Source organism: Romboutsia sp., from assembly GCF_051659545.1.
GTDB lineage: Bacteria > Bacillota > Clostridia > Peptostreptococcales > Peptostreptococcaceae > JBOFOR01.
Genome location: NZ_JBOFOR010000322.1, coordinates 1 through 4,743, shown reverse-complemented (window position 1 = coordinate 4,743; position 4,743 = coordinate 1). Strand labels below are relative to the sequence as shown.

Sequence of the window (4,743 nt, the reverse complement as noted above, 5' to 3'; positions counted from 1 at the left end):
TATATTATTTTTATTATACAACATTTGAGACTTAATATAACTAGAAGTTGTTCCACCTCTCTTTATTAAGATAGTTTGAGACCTTGCCTTTCATCCCCACATCTAAAGAAGGGGGCTTTTCGGCAATTTATTGTAATATTTTTCAATCTTTAATGTCAATTAACTCAAATAAAATATTCTCTACACTAAATGGCATAAGTTCTGATCCAAGTTCCATTTCACTTATTAATAACCTCCTATTACAAGATAAGCTATTTATTGTCCTTAGAAACAACACTCTATTAACCTTTGAAAATATAGAAAAAATATCTTTCACTGAAGGTGCAGTTATTAAGTCTAACTATATAATTACGATAATTTATATTAATAAATATGAGCGTTCAAAAGAATATAAACTTATTTCACCAAAAAAGTTTATAGACTCTTTTATTGACTGTCTTAATTTAAAAACTTGTATAAAAATAGAGTTTGTTAAATAATAAGATGCATAATATGATATAATAATTTCATAAATTACATAAAGGTGGTAAACTTATGACAAACAAAAATAAAAAAGGATTTTTAGCAAGTATACTTGCTGGAGCTCTAGCTTTAGTTGGATGCTCTAATAGCACTGTAGATGAGGTAAGAACGCCTCCTAAGGAGCTTCCTATAGCTACTATTGTATTTAAGGATTATGGAACTGTTGAGGCTGAACTTTATCCTCACATCGCTCCTAATACTGTAAATAACTTTATAACTTTAGCAAATAGCGGTTTCTATGATAATCTTATATTCCATAGAGTAATAAAAGATTTCATGATTCAAGGTGGAGACCCTGATGGAACAGGCATGGGTGGTCCTGGTTATTCTATAAAGGGTGAATTTACTAAGAACAAATTTAAAAATGATTTAGCTCATACTGAAGGGGTATTATCTATGGCAAGAAGCCAAGCAAAAGATAGTGGAGGAAGTCAATTTTTTATAGTTACTAAAGATTCTTCTCATTTAGATGGTCAGTACGCATCTTTTGGTAAAGTTATAAAAGGTCTGGATATAGTTCACAGAATAGAGAATGTTGAAACAGGCGCTAACGATATACCAGTTAAAGATGTGGTTATTGAATCAATAAAAGTAGATACTAAGGGTGTAGAATACAAAGCTCCTGACAAAATGTAATATAAAATAATTAAGGTTCTATAGATATAACTCTATAGAACCTTTCGTTTTAGAAATATATGTCTGAAAGCTCTACATTAGTGTTTTCATTAATCCAACTTTCAAAATATTTATTTGAATCGTCTGTATTTGTAATTATAATTGGCAGTTCTACTATAAATTCACTACCTTCATTTATCTTAGATTTTACTTTTACATTTCCACCATGGAGTTCTACAAAAGATTTCACAATAGATAGTCCAATTCCACTTCCTTCATTTTTCCTTATCATCGTATCATCTACTTGAGTAAATCTTTCAAATATAGCATTTAAAAACTTTTCTTCTATTCCTATTCCATAATCTTTTATAGATAATACAAATATTTCATGATTAGTTTCTATGCTTACATATATATAATTATTTTCATGAGAAAATTTTATAGCGTTAGAAATTAAATTTAATACTATTCTTTCTATTTTTTCTAAATCTACACTCATTATTAATTCTTCTTCAGTAGTATCAAATATTATATTAAGCTTTCTACTTTGAGCAAAAGGTAATACAGACTCTACAATACCTTCTAAAAAAGAAATTATATCTATATTGCAAAGTTTCAAGTTCATAAACCCTGAATCTACTTTAGCTATATCTATTATATTGTTAGTTAGCCTAAGTAATCTAAAACAATTTTGCCTTATGATTTTCATATTGTTTTCATTACTATTTGAGTATTCATTTTCTATTTTGTTTAGATTTAATTCTAATAGTTGATTAGAAGACATAATTACAGCCACTGGTGTTCTAAGTTCATGGCTTATATTTGATATAAAATGATTTTTGGTTTTATTCGCACTTTCAGCTAATTCCTTAGCCTCAAGTAATACTTTTTCGTAATGTTGTTTTTTCAATATGTAAAATACAAAAACCACAATTATAATAATGAAGCATATTGATATGGCTAAATCTATATCTTTCATTTTATTATATTTATTTATTAATTCATCAGAATCATGTATAATTTTTGAATTTTGAGGAAGTTTTTCTATTCTAATCTTATTTTCTTGTAATTCTTCGTAATTAAATACATATTTATTTAATACATCTCGATTGATAACCTTTTCCTTTGGTTTTTTATTTTCCAACAAATCTTTCACTATTAGTCCAGCTTGACTCCCTTGTTCATAATGAGATATTACTCTGCCACCAATAAATCCATTTTTTACAGAATAACTAGCAACACAGTATGAAGGCACATTAGTATTTTCTTCTATAAACTTTGATGATTCTTCAATACCCATAGCATTTCCTGATTTATCTCTATACAAATAAGTTAACAACACTACGTCATCATCATCTAATTTGCTTAATTCTTTTTTCATCTGTTCAAAATTCATTTCCTTAGATGATAAGTGTTTAAAATTTAGATTTTTATACTTAGAAGATAAGCTATAGAATTGTTTCATTTCTGGAGATTCATTTGGCCAACTATCTGTTATAGCAATTACATTTTTACCACTATGAAATTTACTTATTAGTTTAAGATTATGTTCTATACAAGGCAATTCAACTAAACCATAAAAATCTTCTAATTTTTTTGCTTGTTCAATATTCTCTAAGTAGCTCGCTCCTAAAAAAACAACAGGTGTGTCTTTAAATAAATCATACCTATGTTTAATTCCAAATTGTAAGGCCAAATCATCGGCTAAAATTACTGCATCAAATTTTCCATAATTTTTAAAATCATCTTCTATTAAATTATAGAAGGTATTTTTTTCATCTTTATTATTACAGTAATTCTTAAAATCCATATACTCTATCCGAACAAACACATCGTCTCCTAGTGATTTTTTTATTCCCGATATTTGATCATTAAAAGTTATATAATTGGGATTATAGGAGCTTATAAATAATATATTTTTGCTTTCTTGTGTTGCATTTGAAACATGTTGTGAAGCTATAATAAAAAATATTGTTATAATAATAAGTAATTTTATTTTTCTATATTCCATAAAATTTACAGTTCCCCTCATCAAAGTAAATATTAATGTTTGCTTATAAATCCTTCTCCATGTTTATGCTGAATATCTCTTTTTAATAAATATTATAACAATATTTTTACTTATTTTGTTTATATAAAAGATTTTAACCAGTTTTTAACTTCATTTTTTGCAAAAATAACTTCTATTGTGTTTAAATACATCTTTTTATAGTCTTTTATTGTAAAATTATCTTTATTCAGAACTAGATTTATTTCATTTGTTAAGTCTATATTTGATACAGTTCTATTGTCAGTGTTTAATGTAACATTTATACCATCGTCATAGAAATCATAAAATGGATATTCTTCAAAGTTAACTATAGCTTTAGTTTGAATATTACTTGTTGGGCACATTTCTAGAGTAATATTTTTTTCTTTAACTAACTCATAGGCTTCATCCATATCCTTTATTCTGACACCATGGCCTATTCTTTCCGCTCCCAGTATGTTTATTGCTTCTATTACATTCTTACCACTAGCTGCTTCTCCTGCATGTATAGTTACTCTATATCCATATTCTTTAGCTTTATCTATTATAGGTTTAAACTTATGACTAAATCCTTCTTCTTCTACCCCTGCTAAATCTATTGCTACTACGCCTTTGTTTAAATATTCTTTGCCTGCTTCTACTACCTTTAATCCATCCTCTACATCACTTGATCTCATACAAGATAAAATTATATTACCTTTTATTTCATAAAGTTCTTCAGCCCTTCTAATGCCTTCTATTACACCTTGAATTATCTCTTTAAAGTTTAATCCTTTTTGTACATGAAGTTGCGGTGCAAATCTTACTTCTATATATTTAACATTTTCATTTGCTGCATCTTCTAATAATTCAAATGCTACTCTTTCTAAGTTTTCTTTACTTTGCATTACATTATTGGGTAGTTCAAATCTCTTTAAATATTCATTAAGAGAAGTGCAGCTTTGAGGTACTTGTAGTAATGCTTTTATTTCTTCTAAACTATCCACAGCTATATCCATATTTTCTTTTTTTATTATATCTAATACAGTGCTCGGTCTAACACTTCCATCCAAGTGGCAATGTAATTCTATTTTAGGTAATTTTCTCATATTGTTTTCCTCCCATTTTTATAAATAATAAAACTTCCTTTTTATAATTTTTAAGCTATATACATTTGTATTGAATTTCCACATATCTATTTGCTTCTATGCAATAAAAAAATTCCTAATCACAAAGAAGCATTGCATATCAAATACACATTACTTCTTCGTAATCAAGAATTATAGGTTCTTGGTAGAGACTCCCAAACCTTATTATTGGGATTATACGAAGTATTTAGTTTTATATATTTTATTATCTTTTATATCTATTGTCAACATATATAAAATAAATTTAGTTTTAATATTTTCCATGATTATTTATATAAAAACTATAACTTTTATTTATACTATTTTCATAGATGTGAACTACTCACCACTTAACTACCTACGGTAACGTTTGAAGTGGGAGCTTCTTGGTCAATAGTACCATTGTACTAAGTATCTCCAAGCTTATAGGATAGTTCCTATCCCAACTGTATACCAAAATTATATAGCTAA

General features: G+C 27.1%; 3 protein-coding genes and 1 riboswitch. Of the genes, 1 reads left to right on the top strand and 2 read right to left on the bottom strand.

Going from position 1 to position 4,743, the window contains the following annotated elements:
• Nucleotides 1–534: 534 nt before the first annotated feature.
• A complete protein-coding gene (locus ACRC03_RS19290; RefSeq protein ID WP_438654238.1) occupies nucleotides 535–1,158 on the top strand; it encodes a peptidylprolyl isomerase in 624 nt (207 codons plus the stop codon).
• A gap of 49 nt (nucleotides 1,159–1,207) precedes the next feature.
• Here ACRC03_RS19290 and ACRC03_RS19285 read toward each other — a convergent pair whose 3' ends face one another.
• Together ACRC03_RS19285 and add are read right to left on the bottom strand one after the other, a co-directional pair.
• Nucleotides 1,208–3,148 (bottom strand): sensor histidine kinase, encoded by a 1,941-nt coding sequence (locus ACRC03_RS19285; RefSeq protein ID WP_438654237.1) that lies wholly within the window; start codon nucleotides 3,146–3,148, stop codon nucleotides 1,208–1,210.
• Between the two features lie 119 nt (nucleotides 3,149–3,267).
• Nucleotides 3,268–4,254, bottom strand: coding sequence for an adenosine deaminase (gene add / locus ACRC03_RS19280; protein WP_438654236.1), 987 nt, complete (start codon nucleotides 4,252–4,254; stop codon nucleotides 3,268–3,270).
• Between the two features lie 141 nt (nucleotides 4,255–4,395).
• A riboswitch (purine riboswitch) is annotated at nucleotides 4,396–4,495 on the bottom strand.
• Nucleotides 4,496–4,743: the final 248 nt, after the last annotated feature.

Coding starts and splice junctions, on each gene's coding strand:
- ACRC03_RS19290 (WP_438654238.1), top strand. CDS start 535: ATGACAAACAAAAATAAAAAAGGATTTTTAGCAAGTATACTTGCTGGA.
- ACRC03_RS19285 (WP_438654237.1), bottom strand. CDS start 3,148: ATGGAATATAGAAAAATAAAATTACTTATTATTATAACAATATTTTTT.
- add (WP_438654236.1), bottom strand. CDS start 4,254: ATGAGAAAATTACCTAAAATAGAATTACATTGCCACTTGGATGGAAGT.